Below are 20,504 nucleotides of genomic sequence, written 5' to 3'. Positions count from 1 at the left end.
CTGCTATTTCAAAAGGCCCTTTTCCTTAAAGTAACGCACAGCCCCGGGATGGAACGGAATAGCCGTTTTGCCGACAAAGCGAGCCGTATTCTCCGCTGTCGTGTCCTTGGACGGCTTCACCGAAGCATGGAGCGTTTCCAGGTTTTCAAAAACCGTCTTAGTGATTGTGTATGCCAAATCTTCGGGAAGACTGTCGGGCGCCACGAACATGTTCCAGAACGCCAGAGTAGGAACATCTTCGGTCAAAGAATAGACTTCCTTCTTGACCATAGTCGGATCCACGAGGCCCTCAAACTCCTTCATGAAAGCAACGACTCCAGGATCCTTTTCCGGCAGAGGCACCAAGGCCAAGTTCATGCCCTTGCGTTTCAAGGTGTTAGCCAGTTCCACAACGCTTCCTGTGGGCAACCCGCCGGACCAAAAGTAAGCGTCAATGGTCCCGTTGGCCAAAGCTTCATCGGATTCCTTGGCCCCGAGTTTTTCCCATTTCTTGAACCCTTCGGGATTGATGCCCGCCGCCTTCAACAGATTCAGCGCGGTAAATTCGGTGCCGCTTCCAGGAGCCCCAGTGGAAACACGTTTGTCTTTGAGGTCGGCTAAGGTTTTGATCCCGGACTGGTCGGTGGTCACCACATGCAGGTAATTCGGGTACATCATCCATAAAATACTGGCTTTGGCAGGTCTGTCCGCAAACTTCTCATGCTTTCCGGTGAAGGTAAAGTAGGCGGTGTCAGGAAGCACCGTGGCCAGAAAATAGGTTTTCTTGTCCGGATCCGTCTTGTCTCGAATGAGAAGCATATTGTCCACGGAGGCCGCGGTCTGAATCGCCGTCGCAGGAACCGCATTGTTCTTGGTCAGAATTTCAGCCACCTGTGTGCCGTAATAGTAATAAACGCCGCCGATCCCTCCCGTGGCCACCAGCACCTTGGCCGATTGGGCCTGAGCCTGTCCGATAAATAGACACATGACCAACATTCCCACCAATGCAAGCTTCCTCATACGCCTCTCCTTTCTTTTGATCCTCCATTCACTCCGGCTCCCTTTCCAATAGCCTCAGCCATTGGAAACCCACCAAAGACTTCAAAAGATTTCGTACAATTTTTGTCGAGAAGAAACAACCTTTTTAGGAAATGAAAAAGGGGAAAAGATGCCGTCACGGCGGCTCCTTCCCCCTTCCAGGCGCGCGTCACACAGGCGTGATGCCGTGCTTGCGCTCCGGAGCTTCTTCGTCCTTGTCCAGGGTCATTTCCAGAGCTCTTATGAGGCGTCGGCGCAGTTCCGCAGGCAAGATGATATCATCCACGTGCTGCAAGCCGGCAGCATAAGTGGGATTGACGTAGCGTTCCATGAATTCGGCTTCACGTTCGGCGCGTATCTTTTCTGGATCCTGAGCGGAGGCAATTTCCTTACGAAATAGAATGTTCACCGCTCCTTGAGGGCCCATGAGGCAGATTTCGGCTGTAGGCAGAGCAAAGACCACGTCCGCTCCCAAGTCCTTGCTGCACATGGCCAGGTAGCCTCCCGCATAGGCCTTTCGCACAACGCAGGTGATTTTGGGCACGGTAGCTTCCGCGTAGGCATAAAGCATTTTGGCGCCGTGACGAATGATGCCGTTGTGTTCCGATCGTGTACCGATGAGAAAGCCCGGGACATCCTGCAGATTGATCAAAGGAATATTGAAAGCGTCGCAAAATCTTATGAAACGAGATCCTTTGTCCGCCGCATTGTAGTCCAAGGCACCGTTGTATTTCATGGGGTTATTGGCCACAACACCGACCACATGGCCGTTAAGGCGGGCGAAGCCGATGATGAGGTTCTGGGCGAATTCCTTTTTCAGTTCAAAGAAACTGCCCCGATCAAAAACCACCTCGATGACCCGGCGCATGTTGTAGAGTTTCTTCTGGTCCGTCGGAATGATCTCTTCCAGTTCCTTGGTTTCTCGATCCGGACTATCTTCGGGCACCTCATAAGGAGGCAGTTCCTTATTGTTCAGAGGCAGATAGGACAAAAGGCGCCGTGTTTGTTCTAAACATTGGCGATCATCCGCCATGGTGCCGTCGGAAACTCCCGTAATGCGCCCATGCACCTTGGGCCCTCCCAGGGATTGTTCGTCGGTCTTTTCGTAGACCACCGCTTCCACTAAGGGGGGACCGGCAATGAACATGGAACTGGTTTTGTCCACCATGAAGATGAAGTCCATAAGCGCAGGCGAATAGGCCTGGCCGCCGGCCACAGGACCCATGATAAGAGCGATTTGAGGGACAACGCCCGAAGCCGCCACGTGACGATAGAACAACTGACCGTATTGGCTCAAAGCCCCCATTTGTTCGGTCACGCGGGCTCCACCCGAATCATTGATTCCTACAACGGGGTAACCGTATTTTCGGGCCATGTCGATGATTTTGCAGATCTTTCGCCCGTGCATTTCCCCAAAGGTGCCGGCCACCACGGTAAAATCTTCCGCATAAACCATGCAACCTCGACCGTTGATTTCCCCATAGCCGATAATGACCCCATCGGCGGGTAACTCCCTTTTGTCCAACCCGTAATCCCGGCCGATGTGCTTGGCAAAAAGGTCCAGTTCCTCAAAGGTGCCGGGATCGAACAAAAGATCGATGCGTTCCCGGGCGGTAAGCTTCCCTTTCGCGTGTTCCTTGGCCTGAAGCTCCGAGCCACCGCCCGCTCGAAGCCTTTCCCGTTCCGCTTGGAATTTTTCCGTCAGCTCTTTCCACTCCGGTGCCATACCCCCTGACTCCCCTTCCTTCTATCGGTTCGGCTGATGGCCGCACGTGATGCCGGCGATGATCATCTTCTGCACATTGCTGGTCCCTTCCACAATCTGATAGGACTTGACATCCCGATAGTAGCGTTCAATGGGGTATTCCGTGGAAAATCCATAGGATCCAAAGATCTTCATGGCTTCGTTGGCCGCGCGCACCGCGCTTTCCGAAGCGAAATACTTGGCAATGGACGTTTGCAGCTGGTTGGGCTTGCCTTGATCCTTAAGATAGGCCGCATGGTAGACAAGCCATTTGGCGGCTTCATGTTCCGCGGCCATTTCGGCGATCTGAGCCTGAATCATCTGGTAAGTGGAAATGGGGTTGCCGAACTGGGTGCGTTCATTGGCGTATTTGACGGCCAGCTCCAAACACGCTCCGGAAACCCCCAAGGCACCGGCGGCACAGCTCAAGCGCGTGTTATTGAGCATCCACATACAGATCTTGAACCCTTCCCCCACCTGACCCAACACAGCGTCCTTGGGAATCTTCGCTCCGTCAAAAATAAGTTCTCCCGTAGGGGAACAATGAAGACCCAGCTTCGTTTCAATGGCACGCCGCTCAATGTTGGGATTGTTGGCCACATCCACAATAAAGCAGGTCATTCCCTTGTATTTCTTTTCCTTGTCCGTGTAAGCGTAAACCAGACCCACATCGGCTACGGGAGCGTTGCTGATCCACATCTTTTGGCCGTTGAGTTCCCAATGGTCCCCCATGTCCTTGGCCGTGGTGCGCATCCCCGCCACATCGGAACCGGCATTGGGTTCGGTGATGGCAAAGAAGCCGATCTTTTCTCCGGAAACCCAACCGGGAATGTAGGTCCTCTTTTGCTCTTCCGTGCCGAATTGATTCACGGTGATGGCGGGACCGATGTTCTGCATGTTGAAAGGCACACGCCAAGAAGGGGACACTTTGGCGATCTGCTCGGTCATGAGCACCGATTCCACGAAGCCCATGCCGTTTCCCCCGTATTCCTCAGGAATGCAGCACCCGAAAAAGCCCAATTCCCCCATCTTTTTTAACCGTTCTCGGTTAAACACATGGCCCCGCTCTTCTTCCTCCACCGTCGGAAGGATCTCTTTTTCGGCAAAACGGCGCGCCTGTTCCTGCACCATGCGCTGTTCTTCGGTGAGTTCAAACTGCATGAGCGTCCCCCTTACGTGTTTATTCGATGACCATCAAAACATCGTCTTCTTCAACGCGGTCGCCTTCGGAAACTTTGATCTCCTTGACGACACCGCTGCAGGGTGCATGCACGGAAGTTTCCAATTTCATGGATTCCATCACCAGCACCTCGTCGTCTTCCTGCACCGTATCGCCGGGCTTCACCTTGATTTTCAAAATTTTCCCCACCATAGGGGCCAGAACGTCTTCAGCCATGTGGATTCCTCCTTCAAAGTTCGTGAAGTTTACGAAGCATGCGTCCTTAACGAAAACCTTGATGACCGCATCAAAGCGTCTCATTGCAACATCGCAAGGAACACTCCCGCCGCCAAAATGGTCCCGATAACGCCGGCAATGTTCGGGCCCATGGCAAACATGAGCAAATAGTTTTTCTTGTTGGCTTCACTACCTACTTGATGCACCACTCGAGCGGCCATGGGCACGGCGGACACTCCTGCGGCGCCGATAAGAGGGTTGATTTTGTCCTTGAGAAACAAGTTCATGAACTTGGCGAAAAGCACCCCTGAAGCTGTGCTCACGGCAAAGGCCACCAAACCGAGCACAAAAATGAAGATGACCTTAGGCTGTAAAAAAGTGGCGGCGTTCATGGTGGCTCCAACGGATAAGCCGAGGAAGATGGTGACAATATTCATGAGCTCATTTTGAGCGGCCCCGGCCAGACGTTCCACAACACCGGATTCGCGAAAGAGATTTCCAAGCATGAACATGACCATCAGGGGAGCCGATGCGGGTACCACCAGAATGGTCACCAGTGTGGCCACAATGGGAAAAAGGATGCGCTCCAGCTTAGGGACCTTACGGGATTTCTTCATGACAATGGCCCGTTCAGCGGGCGTGGTGAGAAGCTTCATCACCGGAGGTTGAATGATAGGCACCATGGCCATGTAGGAATAGGCGGCTACGGCACAGCTTCCTAGCATATGCGGGGCGAGCCTTGTGGCGAGATAAATGGTGGTGGGACCGTCGGCGCCTCCGATGATTCCCGTGGTGGCCGCTTCCGGCAGCGACATGCCCATAAGCCTGGCGAGGAAAAAAGTGACATAGACACCCACTTGGGCGCCTGCTCCTAAAAAGATCAGAGAGGGTCGCGCCAACATGGGCCCGAAATCGGTCATGGCCCCCAAGCCCAAGAAAATGACCGGAGGAATAATTTCCCACTGCAGGCCGTAATGATAGAAACGCCACAGAAGCCCTTCACCGGGTTCCATCAAGCCCGTCAGAGGCAGATTGGCCACAAGAATGCCGAATCCGATGGGCAACAACAACAGTGGTTCAAATTGCTTGGCAATGGCCAGATAAAAGAGAATCCCGGATACCACCCACATAAAGACCATACCGGGGGTGACGGCCAAAAGGCCCATCTGAGCCCACAGATCCAGAAAGCCTAAGCTCACGATTGCCCCTCCTTGGCCACACGCCCTACAAGCCAGGCCAGCAGATGCATGGCTCCGTAAAGGACTCCCATACCTAGGAAAACCCCCAGCACACCATTGACAAAAACGATCAAGGCCTCACCCATGGCTTTTCTCAAATGACCCCCTGTTCACGAAGCTTTTGGATTTTTTCCTCTGAGTAACCGAGAACGCTTCGAAGCACTTCTTCCGTGTGTTCACCCAAAAGGGGTGGGTGCCTTTCAATGACACAGGGTGTTTCCGAAAACTTCATGGGGCTTGCCACCAGCTTGACGGAACCGGCCGTCGGATGGGGGACCTCCGCCACCATTTCTCGAGCCAGCACTTGAGGGTCCGAAAACACTCGATCCAGTGTGTTGATGGGCCCACAAGGAATCTTGAGCCGATCCAGGGCTTCCAGCCATTCGTTGCCGGTCTTTTGCAACATGGCTTGGGCGACCAAAGGGATCAGTTCCTTGCGGTGAATGACCCGCTGCGGGTTGGTGGCAAACCGCGGATCATCCGCCAAAGACTCCAAGCCGGCTAAACGACAAAAATCCTGCCATTGTCGATCGTTTCCCACCGCAAGGGCGACGTACGTGCCGTCTTTGCACTTGAACGGTTCATAAGGCACGATGTTGGGGTGAGCGTTTCCGTATCGTTTCGGAAGTTCTCCGGAAACCAGATAGTTGCTGCCGACGTTGGCCAGCCAGGCCACCACGGCGTCCAGCAAGGCTATATCAATATATTGGCCTCGCCCGGTGATGGTCCTATGATAGAGGGCAGCCAAAATGGCGCTGCACGCAAAAAGACCGGCCGTGATGTCCACAATGGCTACGCCCACCTTCATGGGAGGCCCTTCGGGATCCCCGGTGATGCTCATGATACCGCCCATGCCCTGAATCATGAAATCGTAGCCGGGCTTGTCCTTGTAAGGCCCGTTTTGACCGAATCCGGTAATGGAACAATAGATCAAACGGGGATTGATCTTTTTGAGATCTTCATAACCCAGGCCTATCTTGGGCAACGTGCCCACTTTATAGTTTTCGATCAGAATATCGCTTTGAGAAGCCAGGGTTCGAATGATTTCCCGGCCTTCTTCCTTTTTCAGATCCACCGTGATGCTGCGCTTGTTCCGATTCACACACAGGTAATAAGCAGCTTCTCCACCCGCTTCCGGAGGGCCCCACTGGCGCGTGTCGTCCCCGGCTCCAGGACGCTCCACCTTGATCACATCCGCTCCCATATCCCCCAGCATCATGGAACAATACGGCCCCGCAAGAACGCGCGAAAGATCCAACACCTTGATGCCGCTTAACGCCCTGGCTTCACTCGTCATGGTGTTCCCCTTCTCCTTGTCCCAGTCTTTCTCACCGCCCGTCCTACGCATGGATCTTGGGATAGGACCCCCGCCAGCCCATGCGTCGAGACAATGCACCCCCTGCTTCCAAAAGCTGTCCGAGACAGCGCTTTTTGTGCTCCGGGTCTTGAAACCGAAGTTCCGGCAACGCCAGGCTGAGCGCCGCCAGGAGATGGCCGTTGTGGGAAAAGATGGGCACACTCAAGGACCCAAGCCCCAAGGTGCGCTCCGCCAAGCTTTCCGCCCAACCCCGATGACGGATGACGTCCATTTCGGCTTTGAGCTTTTCCAGATCCACGATGGTGTTGGCGGTCAAAGCCGTGGGGCGCAGTTCAGCCAGGTAACCTTCGACGAAGGCCCTTGGAGAAAAAGCCAGAAGACACTTGGAAGAAGCTCCGGCATAGAGCGGCGAACGGTTTCCTACAGGCATACCGGCCTTGAGCGACTGCATGGATTCCACACTCTCAATGCACAGCCTCTCACGCCCGTCCACCACATTAAGATGCACCGTTTCACCCGTTTCATAAGCCAGGCGACGCATGATGGGACCCGCTTCCTGCACGATGCCATGCTGGCTCTGCAGCACCTCCAGAAAACGGTAATAGATGGGCCCCAGTCGGTACTGCTGGGTTTGAGGGTCCTGATCTATGAAATGGTAAGCCTTCAAGGTCTGCAAAATCCTCTGAATGGTCGCCGGGCTAAACCCTAAATGAGCCGCCAGTTCACGCACACCCCAGCGCGGCCGGTCCACCTGAAAGGCCAAAAGGACCTGCAGTGCTTTTTCAATGGCGTTTGGTTGCCCCACTTGTTTCATATAACAAAACACCGTTTTTTTATTTGGGTCTTTAACAAAGCCTGCTGCTTGTGTCAAGAATTTCTCACAGGCCGGGAATTTTCGAAGGAACCCCTGAGCGCCTTTTCCAGAGGGACGACGAAGGCGCGGCGTACGAGCCGTCAGAACGTTCCAGCGTTGGCCTTCTTGCGAAAAGTGTGACCGAGTGCTTGGAATGGGCCGTTTCAGGCCAAGATATAGGGGGACAGAACCGTGCTCCTACGTCCCAAACCCTTTGTTTTCTTGGGAGCGCGGGCGTCTGGCCCCCTGTTTGTGCAGGTGGGACCTCCGCACTTCCAGGGATAAATTCTCGGTCACCCTCGTCGGGGCGGACCGGTGTGTCCGCCCCCAAGCCATTGAGGCACGACAATCCTTTGGGGCGGACTCACAATGCGGCCTCTGCAGATGGGGTAGCGGCCGAAACCTTCAGGCTCGGCCGGCATAGAAGAATACCATGGCTTCCCCGGAACCTCGGTTCCCGCCAAGCTCATGTTTCGGAGGCGACGCACATCATGCAGGCGGAATGCCCATGCTTCCAGGAAAAGACGCGGTTTCACGCTTGTAGAGGCGAGGCGCCGCCTCGCCTCTACCTCCAAACGCCATGAAAAACCTTACCCACTTGCCCTTAAACGCCATGAAAGACCTTGCTCCTGCGGGTTCTCGCGTAAATACCCCCTCATCCGCTCTTTCGCCTTTCAGGATCGTTTCGTTGAATTTCCGTCCCTTGTGCGTTATAGAACCGAGGCGGCGGCCCTAAGGGTCGCTTTTCACCTCAATCAAGGAGAATCGCCACCATGATCGGTGCCCTTTTAAGAAAGGTTTTCGGAACCCACAATGAACGCAACATCAAACGCATCGCTCCTCTTGTGGACGCCATCATTCAGTGGGAACCGTCCCTGAGAAAACTGAGCGATCAGGCTCTGCAAGCCAAAACGGCGGAATTTCGCGAAAGGGTCTCGCGAGGGGAACCTTTGGACGATCTTTTGCCCGAAGCTTTTGCGGTAGCACGAGAAGCAGCCACACGAACCCTGGGCATGCGTCCCTTTGACGTGCAGCTCATCGGCGGTATCGTGCTGCATCAAGGCAAAATCGCCGAAATGAAAACGGGCGAAGGCAAAACCTTGGTAGCCGTCATGCCGGTCTACCTTAATGCTTTGACGGGTCGCGGTGTCCATGTGGTCACCGTCAATGATTACCTGGCCAAACGCGACAGTGAATGGATGGGTGCCGTTTACAAGTTTCTCGGCCTTACGGTGGGCTGCATCGTCCACGGGCTGGACGACCGAGAACGCAAGGCCGCCTACGACTGCGATGTCACCTACGGAACCAACAATGAGTTCGGGTTTGATTATCTTCGGGACAACATGAAGTTTCGCCTGGAAGATATGGTGCAGCGCGAACTTCATTACGCCATCGTGGATGAAGTGGACAGCATCCTCATCGACGAGGCGAGAACTCCTCTCATCATTTCAGGTCCGGCGGAAAAATCCACGCAGCTCTATGTGCGGGTCAACCGCATCATTCCTCACCTAAAACCCGACATTCATTACACAAAGGAAGAAAAAAGCCGCACGGTCACCCTCACCGAAGAAGGGGTCGCCGCCGCCGAATCCCTGCTCGGTGTCGATAATCTTTACGATCCTCGAAACATGGACCTTCTGCACCATGTGCAGCAAGCTCTCCGGGCCCACACCCTTTTCCAGAAAGATGTGGACTACATCGTCAAAGACGGCAAAGTGATCATTGTCGATGAATTCACTGGGCGTCTTATGCCTGGCCGGCGCTACAGTGATGGTTTGCATCAGGCTCTGGAGGCCAAAGAAGGCGTACGTGTGGAAAATGAAAACCAGACCTTGGCTTCCATCACTTTTCAGAACTACTTTCGCATGTACAAAAAACTGGCAGGCATGACCGGTACGGCCGATACGGAAGCGGAAGAATTCGCCAAGATTTACAAATTGGAAGTGGTGGTGATTCCCACGCACAAGCCCATGATCCGCATAGATTACCCGGATTGCATCTATCGAACGGAACGGGAAAAATTTCAGGCGGTCGTACGAGAAATCAAAGAGCTCTACACCCAGGGGCGTCCTGTACTGGTGGGCACGGTGAGCATCGACAAGTCGGAAATGCTCAGTCGCATGCTCAAGCGCGAGGGTATTCCCCATCAAGTGCTCAACGCCAAGCATCATGAAAAAGAAGCGGAAATCATCGCCCGAGCAGGTCAAAAGGGTGCCGTGACCATTTCCACCAATATGGCCGGCCGAGGGACGGACATCGTGCTCGGCCCTGGAGTGACCGAACTGGGAGGATTGCACATCCTGGGCACGGAACGCCATGAAGCTCGGCGCATCGACAACCAGCTGCGCGGCCGTGCGGGTCGTCAAGGGGATCCCGGTTCTTCGCGCTTTTACCTTAGCCTCGAAGACGATCTTATGCGCATTTTCGCCGCTGATCGCATCTCGGGTTTGATGCAGCGCATCGGCATGGAAGAAGGAGAACCCATTGAACATCGGTTGGTGTCTCGAGCCATCGAAAATGCCCAAAAACGGGTGGAAGCTCAGAATTTCAGTATTCGTAAGCACCTTTTGGAATACGACGATGTGATGAACCAACAGCGTGAAGTCATCTACCGCCAACGTCGAGAAGCCCTTAAAGGCGGTGATCTTAAACCCGCCATCATGGATATGGCCGAAGAACTCCTGGCGGATATCATAGAATCCAACACAGACGAAAAATCATACGCCGAAGATTGGAATCTGGAAGCTTTGAGAACGGAAGTCCAACGTCTCTTTGGACCGGGACTGGTGCCTTCGGCTTCCGAACTTGCCGACATGAGCCCGGAAGACCTCAAGGAACTTCTCTGGCAGCGGGTTCAGGAAAGGTACGCTGCACGGGAAAAGGAATTCGGCGAAACCCTTATGAGGGATCTGGAAAACTACGTCTTGCTCCAGACCCTCGACAGTCTGTGGAAAGACCATCTTCTGAACATGGATCATCTCAAGGAGGGCATTGGGCTTCGAGGCTATGCGCAGCAGGATCCTTTGGTGGCATACAAGAGAGAAGCACATGCTCTGTTTGATGACATGATTCATCGGCTCAAAGAAGAAACCGTGCGGATTCTGTTTCACATTCAGATCCGCCGGGAAGAAGAGGTTCAGCAGCTTCGCCGCGAACAGGAAAACCAGCCCATGTATTACGGCCCTGCCGACGGCCCGAGCACGCCGCAAACGGTCAAAAAGGACAAGAAGGTGGGTCGGAACGATCCCTGCCCTTGTGGCAGCGGGAAAAAATATAAAAAGTGTTGCGGAAAGTGAGGCGGAAATTCATGCATGGGGAAGGAAAGCTCGGGTGCGTGCAGAGAGGTACCTTTCATGTGCGGGGGGTTCGAGTGGCCGCAGCGGAAAGCGGCATGCGTTATAAGAACCGTCTGGACTGCGCCTTGATTTTCACTGACACTCCGGCGGCTGCTGCGGGTGTGTTTACACGCAATCGGTTTTGCGCCGCTCCGGTGGTTTTGTGCAAGGAACACCTGAGCACGAGTGAAGGTTATGTTCGAGCGGTTCTCATCAATGCGGGCATCGCCAACGCCTGCACGGGTGAAGAAGGGTTAAGGCGGGCTCGCCAAAGCGCCGAACGTTTAGCCTCTTTGTTGGGTATCGCTTCGCACCAAGTCCTTGTGGCATCTACGGGAGTCATCGGGCCGCAACTTCGCCTTGAACCTTTGCATGAAGCATATCCTCGGCTCATCGCCGGGTTAGATTCCAAAGGATGGCTGGAAGCCGCCAAAGCGATCATGACCACGGACACGGTGCCCAAAACGGCTTGGGCTCAAACGCAGCTTGACGGCACCCCTATCACCTGCGGCGGCATGGCTAAAGGATCCGGCATGATCTCTCCCGACATGGCCACCATGCTGGCCTTCGTGGCCACCGATGCGTGCCTGACGCCAGAAGTGCTGGCCTATTGGCTCACCGAATCCGTGAACCGTTCCTTTAATCGAATCACCGTGGACGGGGATACCAGCACCAATGATACGGTCCTGGTTCTGGCAAGCGGTTCTGCTGATCATGACCTCATCACGGATCCCTTATCTTCGAAAGCCAAAGTTTTCGGTGAGCTGCTCACTCAGGTTTGTCTGGATCTTGCGCAGCAGATCGTTCGAGACGGTGAAGGAGCCACCAAGTTCGTGACGGTTACGGTCTCTCAAGCCGGCACGCGAGAACGTGCCTTGCAAGTAGCGAGGACTATTGCGAATTCCCCCTTGGTCAAGACCGCCCTTTTCGGTCAGGACGCCAATTGGGGAAGAGTCGTCGCGGCAGCCGGCCGCTCCGGCGTGGATTTTGATCCTCACCGTGTCAGTTTATTTTTTGACGATGTGCGCATTTTTCAAAACGGGCAACCCGTTCAAGACGAAACCCTGGAAGCCAAAGCGTCGGCCGTGCTTCGAGAAAAGGATATTCACATCACCTTGGAGCTAGGAGAAGGAACCGAGTCGGAAACCGTGTATACATGCGATTTTTCGTATGATTACGTAAAAATTAACGCCGATTATAGGTCATGAAAGGAGCCGCTTCATGTGCGCATCACTCCAGCCCGCGTCGTTGGCCCCCGGGGATTCCGTGCCCTCCTTTTCCCTTTTGGATCAGGACGGCAACGTGGTGCGTCCCGAAGACTTTGCCGGATCTAAACTCTTCATCTTTTTTTACCCTCGGGCCAACACGGGAGGTTGCACAGCTCAGGCCGTCTCGGTGCAGGAAGCTCTCCAGCAACTGGAGGGCTTGGGGGTGAAGGTTTTAGGGATCAGCCCCGATTCCCCCGGGACGCAGAAACGCTTCGCCGAAAAGCATGGCCTATGTTACCCTCTGCTATCCGATTCGGACCATTTGGTGGCTGAAGCCTTAGGAGTCTGGGGAGAAAAGGTGGTTCGAGGCAAAAAGGTGCAGGGCATCACGCGTTCGGCTTTCCTCTTTGATTCTTCCGGCATTCTTCTAAAAGTATGGTCCCCGGTTTCCCCTAAGGACACTGTCCCCAACCTTCTCAAGGTCCTGGAATCCCTGCCATGACCGGAACCTGAGTTGTGTTTATCGGGGAAGCCGGAACGTCTCTGCCAATGGGCTCGGCACCGTCTGTTACGCCTTCAAACAGTCAAGAAGGGTCGAAGGCGGGAACACCAACGGAGACATAACCGAGAGCACCGGTTCCCCGATGATCGTAAATCGCCGACTTCGCCTTTGACGGCCCGCCTGCTCATGACACATGCCAGTGGGAGCGATCGTCGGTTTTCCAGGAACTTCGTGCTTGTCACAATGACTCCGTCACATCTTCATCCGCCATAAAGAGCCACAGAGAAGGTATCCTGAACTGGTTCGAATCTCACGTGAGCAACGCCATGTAGACCGCCTTCGTCGATTGTTCAGTCTCGATTCTTTTCATGAGAGCACCTGCCGGCTGAAATTGTGACAGGAGACCCTAGAGCACAAAAGAGAATGAAATTCAATACGATACATTCAGCATGATACTTTTATTTATAGACAGAACCTCACGGATTAAGGAATTAAGCTAATCAAGAAGGCGTTTCAGGGATTCCTGGAATTCGTCGAGGGAGCGAACCCTTAGAGCTCTCTTGAAAAGGATTTTCAAAGCATCCACCTCTTGGATCCTTCGAAGACAACGCAGGACGTCTTTGGGAATATCCTGAAACCGTGCATCCAGCGTTTCTATAATATGTTCCCTCGTGGCCTCCAACGTTCCCTGCTGCATTCCCTGCTCTAATCCCCGCTCTAATCCCTGCTCTAATCCCTTCTCTAATCCCTTCTCTAATCCCTGCTCTAATCCCTCTTGTCTTCCGCGTTCTATCCCCGAACGGAGACCCTCTTCATAGCCTTCCTTCTTGATCAGTTCATAGGCATAGGATTCCGTCATAATATCCCTCCTGCGATCCAGCAATTTCCTGGGTAAATCCTTGTCCACCAAGCCTGAAAGGAGTGCCATGCCGGTCAAAAGATCCGCCTTGTCGCTTCGTTTGAGCTGTGATTCGTAGATGACCTCTTCGGCCATTTGAAAAACTTCGGAGCCTCCCCGCATGAGCCCAACAAAAGGCATGAGGCACGGATTTCCTGATTCCAGCACCTTTCGAGCGTCCATAGCCGCAAGGGAAATGACCCGAAACCGGTAGTGAATGAAGTCGTTCTCAAAGGATTCCACCACGTTTCCGCTGGGAACGAGAAGCATCACTGCGGGATAGACCGTAAGACCCGTTTTCAAGCGGTAGCGAACATCGTATTCCAAAAGCTTCAAGGGGACTTGGGGTTCCCACCGGCTTTGAACTTCCAGGAGAACAATAAAGACACGCCCGTCGGACGTGTGCACCCGAATGGGGAAATCGCTCCGCCTGACCGTAGCCGTTTCCTGAGGAAGTTCCAAGAGCTCAGATTCCGCCACATCCAGTCCAAGAAAATATTCCAGCGCGGCCTGCCGGCAGTGGGACAAAACAACCTTCACGGCCGCATCGTAGCCCCCCATGGCGCACTCCTTACCCAAGTTTCCTGCTACCTTGTCAAATTACCATACTCCTGTGGGATAGCAAACCACGTGATCCTTAGGAACCTGGGGTGATGAACGATAGAGTTCAGATAAAGATGGCGGCGGTTGTGGGCCGTCGCACCAAGAATTGACAAGGTTTGAGAGCGAGAACTTTTTTTTCTGAGGCGGCGACCCGAGAAAATCAACGCCCCTTCGAGAACCACCTGGTTTGTGGCAGTTCCCAAAGCGAGTTTTATAATATGGGCCTGTAGGGCTACGGCGCGGCACGATCTATGCCTCAAGTCGCCGGTTCATCCGGAAGCGTGGAAACTCCGCTCCCAAAATGAGCGGATCAGTGGCCCGTGCCCCCAAGGAAAGAGATAGTCTCGGGTTAGTAGTTTGGGGGAGCGAGAGGCGCCTCCCACCTGCTTCGAAAATACATCAAAGACGAAACTTTGAAAACTTGGACACGTCGCTTTCTCGATTTAGAAACTAAAACCAACACAGCTCCAGGCGCAGGCCAGTTGGTGTGTGGTCCCGCGCGGCGAAAGTGATTCCGCCCCAGGACCCGCCCGCCGTCAAGTACGGAAGGCGGGGCGTTTTGTCGTTTCGGACGCCGGGATTCACGAGAACAGCCGATCGGACGCCTAACCTGCCACAAAACACCCAATAACAGCCGGCAAAAGACCTCCGCCCCGCACCCGGACCTGCCACCGGCTCGGGCAAGCAGGACGTGGATGACCTGATCGAAGAAAACCTTTCAAAGCGAGGATGGATTATGGATGTAACGACACTGGAAACCTGGCTCTGGGACGCCGCCTGCGCCATCCGCGGGCCTGTAGACTCCGCCAAATTCAAGGACTATATTCTCCCGCTGGGCTTCCTCAAGCGGCTGTCCGATGTTTTTGACGATGAAGTGGCGCATCTGAAGACCGAACTGGGCAAGGAGGCCCCGCGCTTGGTGGAGCAAGATCACCGACTCGTGCGATTCTACCTACCGGCAAACGCACGTTGGGAGGCGATCCGCACCCACGCCCCAGCCGGCCTGGGCCAGTACCTGACCGACGCAGTCCGCGCTGTGGCCCGCGAGAACCCTCGCCTGCAGGGCGTGATTGACATAGTGGACTTTAACGCCACCACAGCCGGACAGCGCATTGTCCCGGACGACTACCTGGCGCAGCTCATTGAGGTACTCTCCCGCCACCGGCTGGGTCTCGACGACGTGGAGCCGGACGTGCTCGGGCGCGCCTACGAGTACCTGCTGCGCAAGTTCGCCGAAGATAGCGGCCAGAGCGCCGGGGAGTTCTACACCCCGCGCGAAGTAGCGGTGCTCATGGCACGGCTCATTGAGCCGCGGCCGGGTGAGCGCATCTACGACCCCTGCTGCGGCTCCGGCGGTCTGCTCATCAAATGCCACCTGCGCCTGCTGGAAACGCACGGCGTCCAGGAGAACAACCGGCGGCGGCTGCCGACCTCCCTTCAGCCGCTGCGTCTTTTCGGGCAGGAAATCAACTCGGCAACTTTTGCGATGGCGCGTATGAACGCCGTCATCCACGACCTGGAGGCTGACATCCGCATCGGCGACACCATGCGCCACCCAGCCTTCAAGGACGACGCTGGCCGCCTGAAAACCTTCAACGTCGTGGTGGCCAACCCGATGTGGAATCAGAACTTCCCGACCGATCTCTACGAAAACGACCCCTACGACCGTTTCGGCCTCGGCATCCCGCCTGCCTCCAGCGCCGACTGGGCTTGGCTGCAGCACATGCTGGCCTCGCTCAATGAGACCGGGCGCATGGCGGTCGTGCTGGATACCGGCGCGGTCAGCCGCGGTAGCGGCAACCAGGGCTCTAACCGCGAGCGCGATATCCGCAAGGCCTTCGTGGAGGGAGATCTGATCGAGGCGGTGCTTCTGCTGCCCGAAAATCTTTTCTACAACACCACCGCGCCGGGAGTGATCATTGTCATCCACCGCAAAAAGCGCCACCCCGGCGAGATTCTGCTCATCAACGCCAGCCGGCGCTATGGCAAAGGCCGGCCCAAGAACTACCTGACCGACGCCGACATCGCCGCCATCGCGAACGTATATCACGGCTGGCGGGCCGAGGAAGGGTTTGCCGCGATTATCACCCGCGAGGATGCCGCCCGCAATGACTATAACCTTTCTCCTAGTCGCTACGTCAGCGTAAACGGGCAGGAGGAAACTCTGCCATTGGAGGAAGCTATGGTACTGCTGCGCGAGGCTGAGGAGGAACGGACGGCGGCGGACCGCGCCCTGCGCGACGTGCTGAAAGAAATGGGGCTGGCGCTATGAGCGAGTATACCGTTCTTCCCCCCGGCTTCCCGATGACCGAACTCGGCCCCCTGCCGGAAACATGAGACGCGCAGAGGTTGAGAAGGCAACCCAAAGGACAAATTCATGGATCCGAAGCGATTTGAAAATAGCACATCCGGAAAAGTCATCCGGGTTGGACAGGGGGACACGGCTTACTGGGCTTTCGTGCCCAACCCCTTGCCGCCGCGCCTGCCGGCAGATTGGGAATTAACCGCCGTACTTTCCGCGGCGGACCGGGCCCTGAGCGAGCTGGCCGGCTTAGGGCGCACCATGTCCAATCCCCATCTGCTCATCGGCCCCTTTGTGCGCCGTGAAGCGGTGCTTTCCTCGCGCATCGAGGGGACGCGGGCGGATATTACCGACTTGTATGCCTACGAGGCGAGACAACTGCCGTTGCCCGGCATGGAGTCGTCCGTGCCCGAATCGGATGTACGCGAGGTGCTGAATTACGTGAACGCGCTGGAGTACGGTCTGAAGCGCCTGACGACCTTGCCGGTCAGCCTGCGCCTGATCCGTGAGCTGCACGAGCGGCTGATGGCCGGTGTGCGCGGCGGACATACCACGCCGGGCGAGTTCCGGCGCACGCAGAACTGGATCGGTCCGCCCGGCTGCACGTTGAACGAGGCGACCTTTGTGCCCCCACCCCCGGCGGAGATGCACGCGGCGCTGGACGCGCTGGAGAAATACCTGCACCGCGAGGACGACTATCCGCCGCTGATCCGCCTGGGGCTGGTGCACTACCAGTTTGAGGCCATCCATCCCTTCGTAGACGGGAACGGTCGCATTGGGCGCCTGCTTCTGTCGCTGTTGCTCGTGCAGTGGGATCTGCTGCCGCTGCCCCTGCTCTACCTGAGCGCGTATTTTCATCGTCACCGCCAGGCTTATTACGATTTGTTGCTGGAGGTAAGCGAGCGCGGGGCCTGGCGCGAATGGCTGCTCTTCTTCCTGCGCGGTGTGGCCGAACAGGCCCTGGATGCAACGATCCGTGCCAAAAAGCTGCAAGACCTGCAGCAAAGCTGGCGCGCGCGCCTGACCCAGGCGCGGACGTCGGCCCTGGCTTTGCGTCTGGCGGATAGTCTTTACACGACACCGATACTCACTATACCACAAGCGCAGCGTATGTTGAACGTTACCTACCCCAGTGCCCAAAAGAACGTGGAACGACTTGTTCAGGCAGGCATCTTGCAGTTGATCAGTGAAGGCTCTTACGGCAAGACCTATGCAGCGCAAGAAATCCTGGACGTGATCCACGATGAAGGGCCGGCGTAGTTGTTCAAAATTAAACTTTTGGGCGAAAAAGTATAATTTGCCCAGAGAGAATTGAAACTTAGTACAAATCGCCGGAGAGAAACCGAATGACCGAATCGAGTACCCAAAGTCGCCGCCCGGCACGCCTTGCCCGGGATACCGGTGCGACCGAGAACGGAGGACGGAAGCGATGAACGCACCTGCCAACGGGACCGGGCGCGCCGCCGCGCCGCGTGAGGAGGCCCTCCCCCCAGCTTCCAGATGACTGAACTCAGCCCCCCTGCTGGAGGTGCACAGGTTGACCTCTCAACGCGGTTCCGGTTCTCTCGCTAATCGCGGGCCACACTCCGAGTTCCTTTCGGTTTACAAATGATAGATTATCTATTACAATGTAAACCGCAAGGTGAATCGTGAGAACATTTCAGGGGAGCAGGGGCCATGCAACTCGGTGAACGGCTCAAGAGCAGTCGCCAAGGCGCAGGTTTGAGCTTGCGTGCTCTGGCAGAACGGGTTGGCGTGAGCGCACAAGCCATCTCGAAATATGAGCGCAACGAAGATATGCCCGGCTCGGGCGTTTTGCTGCGCCTGAGCGATGCGCTGGGGGTCAGCATAGAATATCTGCTGCGGCCGCAGACGGTGACGTTGACCGAACCGGTCTATCGTCGCCACCGGAGCAGTATGACGCGGCGGGCAGAGATTCATGTTCAGGCCCAGGTGCAGGATTGGCTGGAACGCTACACGACCATCGAGTGCCTGCTCGGCGAAGAACGATCGTTTGTTATGCCCACCTTTTCCCGCCAGGTAGCGCATTTGGACCAGGTAGAGGACGTTGCTATTGCCCTGCGCGAGGCCTGGCAACTGGGGTTAGATGCCATCCCCAACCTGACCGAAACGCTGGAAGCCGTTGGAATCAAAGTGGGCTTTGTGCCGGGGAACGACCACTTTGACGCACTTTCGCTAGTGGCCAACGGGGTGACGCCGGTGATCGTCGTTAAGCAGGACGCGCCTGGGGATCGCCAGCGTTTCAGCATGGCGCATGAACTGGCGCATCTGGTGTTGGATCTGCCGGAGACGTGGAGCGAAGCACGAGTTGAGCAGGCGGCCAATCGTTTCGCCGCTGCCTTCCTGGTTGCCAAGCCGACGGTGTTCAACGAGTTAGGCTGGCGACGCCATTCCTTGGATCTCGTGGAGCTTCATCTGCTCAAGCAAAAGTACGGGCTAAGCATGCAGGGCTGGGTGCACCGCGCTCAGGATTTGGCGATCATCTCCCCGCAGACGGCACAGAAGCTTTATCGGACTTTTCGCAGCCAGGGATGGCACATCACCGAGCCGGGCGCCCCCTACCCGTGCGAATCTAGCACGCGGCTTGAGCGGCTGGTCTTGCGAGCCCTGCGCGACGATGTGATCGGACCCGAACGCGCAGCGGAACTCCTGGGCAAGCCCCTGACGCAATTCATGATCGAGGTACAACGCCCGCATGAGGAGATTCCGCTGCGTTATTGATGCCAGCGTGTTGATTGACTGTGCACGTGGTGCCATATTGCAGTCACTGTTCCATTTGGAGGCCGACTGGATGATTTCCGACCTGGCGATGGCGGAACTGAACGATCCTACGCCGGACACATTGCACGGTTTGGGATTGCAAGTCATGGCGTTATCTGGGGAGGACATTTCGCAGATCATCGCCATCGGTAGCCGTTACTCCGCCCTCACTGTATACGACCGGGCGCATCTGGTGCTGGCACAACGCGAGCGGGCGATCCTGCTGACCAGCAACCGCCGTTTGCGAGAGGCGGCGGAGCAGAACGGGGTTACCGTGCGCGGCACCTTGTGGCTGCTGGATGAGCTGGTAGCCGCAGGATTGCTCACCACCGCAGCTGCCGCCCACGCGCTGCGGGAGATGCTGGCGCAAGGCAGCCGACTGCCGGCAAACGAATGTCAGAGGCGCCTGAAGGCATGGGAGAAGCAACCATGAAACTCGAGGATTTGCCCGCCGGTTTCCGCCTGACCGAACTCGGCCCCCTGCCCGAAGAGTGGCGGGTGGTGCGGTTGGGGGAGGTTTTTGAAATACAGCAGGGAAAGTCTCTCTCGCCGAAGTCGCGCTCCGGCTCTCCAATGCGTCCGTTTCTGCGAACCGCTAACGTCTTGTGGGGGCGAGTGGACCTCTCCACTCTGGACTACATGCACTTTGAAGAGGCTGAAGAGCGAAAGCTTGGGTTGAAAGCCGGTGACCTATTGGTTTGTGAAGGAGGAGACATCGGGCGAACAGCGATATGGAATCGGCAGATAGGGGCCTGCTACTATCAAAACCCTTAATCCGTGAGATTGTGTCTATAAAGAAAAGTATCTTGCCGGATGTATCGTACTGAATTTCATTTGCTTTTGTGCTTTAGCCTCTCCTGTCACCATTTCACCCGCTAGGTGCCTTCATTAAAAGAACGGAGATTGAACAATCTTCGAAGGTCTTCTCCAGCGCCTACTCGGGCCTGGTTCTTGTGGGCCATTGGATCAACGGCAGCACGGACCTCTGACAACGGTTGGAAAAGGAATTTCCGGGACGGCCGGTGATCTCTCATGCGGATGGGGTCAAGACCTCTATTGGGATTTTGTGTCTGGGGAATAGCGACTTTGAAGGCACCGAGGAGGGGCTGGCGATCACGGGTTTAAAGAGGCTCTGGACATCCAAAAGGTCCCTTCTCAGGAAACCTTGCGACAGCGCTTCGACAAGCACGCGAGACTTTTCGAACGTCTTGCCGGCGCCGCTAGCGTTGAACTGCTTGAGAGACCCAGGTTCCCGTAACGCCTCTTTCCACAGGGGATGTGGCTTTGGACCTGGATGTGTTTTGCCTGG

The 20,504-nt window shown here is 55.8% G+C and carries 17 protein-coding genes; 8 read left to right on the top strand and 9 right to left on the bottom strand.

Annotated features, from left to right (window positions below; translation table 11 throughout):
* Positions 1 to 3: 3 nt before the first annotated feature.
* The 8 genes from WHS46_14470 to WHS46_14435 form a co-directional block, all read right to left on the bottom strand.
* Positions 4 to 999, bottom strand: a complete 996-nt coding sequence (locus tag WHS46_14470; protein MEJ5349882.1) for a TAXI family TRAP transporter solute-binding subunit — start codon at positions 997 to 999, stop codon at positions 4 to 6.
* A 187-nt stretch (positions 1,000 to 1,186) separates the two neighbouring features.
* Positions 1,187 to 2,743: an acyl-CoA carboxylase subunit beta gene (locus WHS46_14465; protein ID MEJ5349881.1), complete on the bottom strand. Its 1,557-nt coding sequence runs from the start codon at positions 2,741 to 2,743 to the stop codon at positions 1,187 to 1,189.
* A gap of 21 nt (positions 2,744 to 2,764) precedes the next feature.
* Positions 2,765 to 3,922, bottom strand: coding sequence for a glutaryl-CoA dehydrogenase Acd (gene acd / locus WHS46_14460; GenBank protein ID MEJ5349880.1), 1,158 nt, complete (start codon positions 3,920 to 3,922; stop codon positions 2,765 to 2,767).
* 19 nt (positions 3,923 to 3,941) lie between these two features.
* Positions 3,942 to 4,157 carry a biotin/lipoyl-containing protein gene (locus tag WHS46_14455; protein MEJ5349879.1) on the bottom strand — a complete coding sequence of 72 codons (216 nt, stop codon included), beginning with the start codon at positions 4,155 to 4,157 and terminating at the stop codon, positions 3,942 to 3,944.
* 80 nt (positions 4,158 to 4,237) lie between these two features.
* Positions 4,238 to 5,356, bottom strand: a complete 1,119-nt coding sequence (locus WHS46_14450) for a sodium ion-translocating decarboxylase subunit beta (GenBank protein ID MEJ5349878.1) — start codon at positions 5,354 to 5,356, stop codon at positions 4,238 to 4,240.
* The gene (locus WHS46_14445; protein ID MEJ5349877.1) at positions 5,353 to 5,493 is read right to left on the bottom strand and encodes a hypothetical protein; all 141 of its coding nucleotides are present in this window, start codon (positions 5,491 to 5,493) and stop codon (positions 5,353 to 5,355) included. The genes WHS46_14450 and WHS46_14445 overlap by 4 nt, the downstream gene beginning before the upstream one ends.
* On the bottom strand, positions 5,490 to 6,692 hold the full coding sequence (locus WHS46_14440) for a CaiB/BaiF CoA-transferase family protein (protein ID MEJ5349876.1): 1,203 nt from the start codon (positions 6,690 to 6,692) through the stop codon (positions 5,490 to 5,492). The genes WHS46_14445 and WHS46_14440 overlap by 4 nt, the downstream gene beginning before the upstream one ends.
* A gap of 43 nt (positions 6,693 to 6,735) precedes the next feature.
* Positions 6,736 to 7,527 carry an IclR family transcriptional regulator gene (locus WHS46_14435; protein MEJ5349875.1) on the bottom strand — a complete coding sequence of 264 codons (792 nt, stop codon included), beginning with the start codon at positions 7,525 to 7,527 and terminating at the stop codon, positions 6,736 to 6,738.
* A gap of 812 nt (positions 7,528 to 8,339) precedes the next feature.
* Between WHS46_14435 and secA the strand changes: the two genes are divergently transcribed.
* The 3 genes from secA to bcp are packed head-to-tail and all read left to right on the top strand — an operon-like array spanning position 8,340 to position 12,611.
* A complete protein-coding gene (secA, locus tag WHS46_14430) occupies positions 8,340 to 10,862 on the top strand; it encodes a preprotein translocase subunit SecA (protein MEJ5349874.1) in 2,523 nt (840 codons plus the stop codon).
* 38 nt (positions 10,863 to 10,900) lie between these two features.
* Complete coding sequence (argJ, locus tag WHS46_14425; protein ID MEJ5349873.1) at positions 10,901 to 12,109, top strand: bifunctional glutamate N-acetyltransferase/amino-acid acetyltransferase ArgJ; 1,209 nt, start codon at positions 10,901 to 10,903, stop codon at positions 12,107 to 12,109.
* 13 nt (positions 12,110 to 12,122) lie between these two features.
* The gene (bcp, locus tag WHS46_14420) at positions 12,123 to 12,611 is read left to right on the top strand and encodes a thioredoxin-dependent thiol peroxidase (protein ID MEJ5349872.1); all 489 of its coding nucleotides are present in this window, start codon (positions 12,123 to 12,125) and stop codon (positions 12,609 to 12,611) included.
* A gap of 496 nt (positions 12,612 to 13,107) precedes the next feature.
* Here bcp and WHS46_14415 read toward each other — a convergent pair whose 3' ends face one another.
* Positions 13,108 to 14,070 (bottom strand): Yae1 family protein, encoded by a 963-nt coding sequence (locus tag WHS46_14415; protein MEJ5349871.1) that lies wholly within the window; start codon positions 14,068 to 14,070, stop codon positions 13,108 to 13,110.
* 733 nt (positions 14,071 to 14,803) lie between these two features.
* Here WHS46_14415 and WHS46_14410 point away from each other — a divergent pair.
* The 5 genes from WHS46_14410 (at position 14,804) to WHS46_14390 (ending at position 19,969) form a co-directional block, all read left to right on the top strand.
* On the top strand, positions 14,804 to 16,384 hold the full coding sequence (locus WHS46_14410; protein ID MEJ5349870.1) for a class I SAM-dependent DNA methyltransferase: 1,581 nt from the start codon (positions 14,804 to 14,806) through the stop codon (positions 16,382 to 16,384).
* A 105-nt stretch (positions 16,385 to 16,489) separates the two neighbouring features.
* Positions 16,490 to 17,674, top strand: coding sequence for a Fic family protein (locus tag WHS46_14405; GenBank protein MEJ5349869.1), 1,185 nt, complete (start codon positions 16,490 to 16,492; stop codon positions 17,672 to 17,674).
* Between the two features lie 417 nt (positions 17,675 to 18,091).
* Positions 18,092 to 19,156, top strand: a complete 1,065-nt coding sequence (locus tag WHS46_14400) for an XRE family transcriptional regulator (GenBank protein MEJ5349868.1) — start codon at positions 18,092 to 18,094, stop codon at positions 19,154 to 19,156.
* Positions 19,131 to 19,628 (top strand): hypothetical protein, encoded by a 498-nt coding sequence (locus WHS46_14395; GenBank protein MEJ5349867.1) that lies wholly within the window; start codon positions 19,131 to 19,133, stop codon positions 19,626 to 19,628. The genes WHS46_14400 and WHS46_14395 overlap by 26 nt, the downstream gene beginning before the upstream one ends.
* Positions 19,625 to 19,969 carry a restriction endonuclease subunit S gene (locus WHS46_14390; GenBank protein MEJ5349866.1) on the top strand — a complete coding sequence of 115 codons (345 nt, stop codon included), beginning with the start codon at positions 19,625 to 19,627 and terminating at the stop codon, positions 19,967 to 19,969. Before WHS46_14395 ends, WHS46_14390 begins: the two co-directional genes overlap by 4 nt.
* Positions 19,970 to 20,504: the final 535 nt, after the last annotated feature.

It is taken from the genome of Desulfosoma sp., assembly GCA_037481875.1.
Taxonomy (GTDB): Bacteria; Desulfobacterota; Syntrophobacteria; order Syntrophobacterales; family DSM-9756; genus Desulfosoma.
Note: the sequence above shows the minus strand (reverse complement) of the source record. Positions and strands in the feature narration are given on the sequence as shown.